Origin of the sequence: Camelimonas fluminis, assembly GCF_014656355.1 — a bacterium.
Classification (GTDB): Bacteria; Pseudomonadota; Alphaproteobacteria; order Rhizobiales; family Beijerinckiaceae; genus Camelimonas; species Camelimonas fluminis.
Genome location: NZ_BNCG01000107.1, coordinates 1 through 2,625, shown reverse-complemented (window position 1 = coordinate 2,625; position 2,625 = coordinate 1). Strand labels below are relative to the sequence as shown.

The window sequence follows — 2,625 nt, the reverse complement described above, 5'->3', positions numbered from 1 at the left end:
TTCAGGGGTTAGCGGAGGGCGGAGCGGCGCTTGACTTCGGCTTGCAGTTTCGCCTCTGCGGCCTCGACCGTCGCTTCATGCACCCAGAACTGGTCGTCGCTGTCGCTGTCCACGGCGGGGCGCAGGTACGCGCAATACATGGTTTCCACCACGCCGCCGCGTGACACCTCAATGACTTCACCCTCGCCGTGGTTCTCCACGACCTCAAACGGATGACAGCAACAGTTTTCGCTGCTTGTGTCGTCAGACGGCCAGTACCAGTGGCAGGCTGAAATTACGGCTTTCAGCCTCTCGTTCTCGGCCTTTTCAGCGTCCCAATGCGCCTTCCATTTGTCGCACTCGGCGTTGCATCGCGTCAGTTCGCCTTCAAGACTGATCTTCTCGGCCTCAAGGGCGGCGATGTGGTCAAACAGCGACCGGATGTGCTTGGCCCGATATGACACGGGCGCTTCGTCGCCAGTTCGCGGGTGTGGCCGCAGGGCTTCAAGGTCACTGGCCATCTGCACCTCCCTTGGCGCGGGCGGCGAGAGCGCGGGTGCGTTCCTTGCGGCGCGTCTCGTTGTCCAGCTTGCCCTGCCAGAAGTCGTCAGCCTTCTGCCGCGCCGCGGCCTCGGTTGCGCCGAAGCAGGTGATCGGCAGGAACGTCTGGCGCTTGTGCGCCCCGCGTTCTGCGGTGGCCGCCACGTCCTCGACCGTCTCAATGAGGCCCATGACGCGGCGATGCGCCGGGGCGGTGTCGCAGGTGTAGAAGTGGACCTTCATCGGCTGTCCTTTCGGGTGAGGGCGGCGCGGCGGGCGAGCTTTCTGGCGCGCTTATCCGCAGCTGCGTCTATCGCAGGAGACGACGGGTCTTTCGCTTCCGCAGGGGCGTTGCGCCCCGTGTGTCGGCGTTGGCGCGGGATGCGGGCGTCCTTGACGATCTCCGTCCCGCCGCCTGCGAAGCCTACTCTAGCGCCCATCCCCGCCTCCCTTCGTCTCGCCGGGTGCGCGGCGGTTCCAGCGTTCGTGGTCCCATTCAGTCTGGCCGTCTTCGCTGTCCGCCTCAAAGGTCACGTTGCATGACATGCACCCGAAAACCGGGTAGCTGCTGTCGCACGAGAACGCTTCGACCCACTTCCACCTGATGTTGGTTCCCCCACAGAACGGGCATGGCTTGAGCGCCAGCCCCTCGCGCTCCGTGCGGTCAGTCATGGCGTAGATCCTTGACTTGCATCCGCAGGAGCACGGTCGGCACATTCGTTCCAGCCTCTGCGAAGCTCCCCACGGGCAGGTCATCCCATTCGCCATCAAGCTCGCCGTGGTCGTATCGCGCCGTAGCGGGCAGGATGGCGACAAGTCGGCCGCCAGGCTTCAGAAAACGGAGGGCGTGCCTCACGTGCTTGACGTAGTGCCGCCCGTAAAACGGGGGGTTCATCATCACCTTGTCAAAGTCTGGCGTTGCGGGCTGGTCAAGGAAGTTGGCAGTAAGGACAGAGTGGCCCTTCGCGCGTGACTGTGCGGCGCGACCGGGGTGATACTCGATCCCGAATACTGCATGTCCCCGCTCACGGATCGCATCCATGATCCGCCCGTCGCCGCATGACGGCTCGAGGATGCGGGATGACGGCGGTGGGTTGCGTCCCCACTCCCTCAAGTCATGCACACCTGCGAACTCAAGCGCGCGAGAAATGACATCAGGCGGTGACCAGTAGAACTGGAGGTCCTTTGCTACGGCGGTGCTGGGAGCCCTCTCTGGCGCGTCAGGATCAACATCAGGCAGTACCTCGCCATAGTATTCAGCCAGCGCCATATTGATGTCACGCAACGTCTGCGGGGCGAAAAACACGTGCGCGTTTCCGTTCCCGAACCGCCGGATCGTCAGGCCACGATCAGGGCTCGGCTCCAACTCGCTCTTGCCATTCCGGTAATAGTGTATGGGGCGCCCGTCCAAATGCGCGTCATCGCCATTTTTGTGGGCGTCACCAATCGCGATGAACTCCGCCTGCTCCATCAATGGCTGGTTGCGGTACGCCGCCAGCGCATTGACGATGTCACGCAGCCGATCCCTGCCATACGTGCCGCTGTAGTCGCCAAAGCTGGTCAATATCACCCGCTTCGGCAGCCCCTTAACGCCGATCTTGACCTTGCTGTGACTGCGATATGCCGGGTCCAGTCCAGCGAAAACCTCCGCGAGCCCCCTCAGGATGTGGTGGCGCGGTCGCATGAGGTAGTCGCCAAAGGTGGCCTTGGCATTATCCAGGGTGAGCGGAGGTGGGTCTTGCAGTGTCCGCTCGAAAAGCTGGCGGTCCTTGGCGCTGGCGATCCGGTCGATCTGGAGGCGATTATAGATCGCCTTCCACCCCGATTTCAGCAGCGTTTTCCGCAGACGGTCAGCGTGAACATATGGCCTGCGGTCAATGACAGGCTCGGCATAGGTGCCGTGAATGGATGCGGCTAGCTCAAGGTCGCCGAAGGCGCGCTCGAAAGCCTGCAACTCGTCGTCCATGGCCGCATTCTTGCGGTCGTATTCGTCGATCATGTCGACGACGGTTGTCGCCGTGGCGACTTCTGTGCCGTACATGACGCCCATCACACGCCCTCCCCAGCAGACAGAGCGATGATTGCCTCTGCGTGAGCGCGGGCGTT

The 2,625-nt window shown here is 62.9% G+C and carries 4 protein-coding genes; all 4 read right to left on the bottom strand.

Going from position 1 to position 2,625, the window contains the following annotated elements:
• Positions 1-8 precede the first annotated feature (8 nt).
• Entirely contained in the window at positions 9-500 is a 492-nt protein-coding gene (locus tag IE243_RS22515) for a hypothetical protein (protein WP_191321523.1), read from the bottom strand.
• On the bottom strand, positions 490-762 hold the full coding sequence (locus IE243_RS22510; RefSeq protein WP_191321522.1) for a hypothetical protein: 273 nt from the start codon (positions 760-762) through the stop codon (positions 490-492). Before IE243_RS22510 ends, IE243_RS22515 begins: the two co-directional genes overlap by 11 nt.
• 186 nt (positions 763-948) lie before the next feature.
• Complete coding sequence (locus tag IE243_RS22505) at positions 949-1,191, bottom strand: Lar family restriction alleviation protein (protein ID WP_191321521.1); 243 nt, start codon at positions 1,189-1,191, stop codon at positions 949-951.
• Positions 1,184-2,569, bottom strand: a complete 1,386-nt coding sequence (locus IE243_RS22500) for a class I SAM-dependent methyltransferase (protein WP_191321520.1) — start codon at positions 2,567-2,569, stop codon at positions 1,184-1,186. Before IE243_RS22500 ends, IE243_RS22505 begins: the two co-directional genes overlap by 8 nt.
• Between the last annotated feature and the right edge of the window lie 56 nt (positions 2,570-2,625).

Coding starts and splice junctions, on each gene's coding strand:
- IE243_RS22515 (WP_191321523.1), bottom strand. CDS start 500: ATGGCCAGTGACCTTGAAGCCCTGCGGCCACACCCGCGAACTGGCGAC.
- IE243_RS22510 (WP_191321522.1), bottom strand. CDS start 762: ATGAAGGTCCACTTCTACACCTGCGACACCGCCCCGGCGCATCGCCGC.
- IE243_RS22505 (WP_191321521.1), bottom strand. CDS start 1,191: ATGACTGACCGCACGGAGCGCGAGGGGCTGGCGCTCAAGCCATGCCCG.
- IE243_RS22500 (WP_191321520.1), bottom strand. CDS start 2,569: ATGGGCGTCATGTACGGCACAGAAGTCGCCACGGCGACAACCGTCGTC.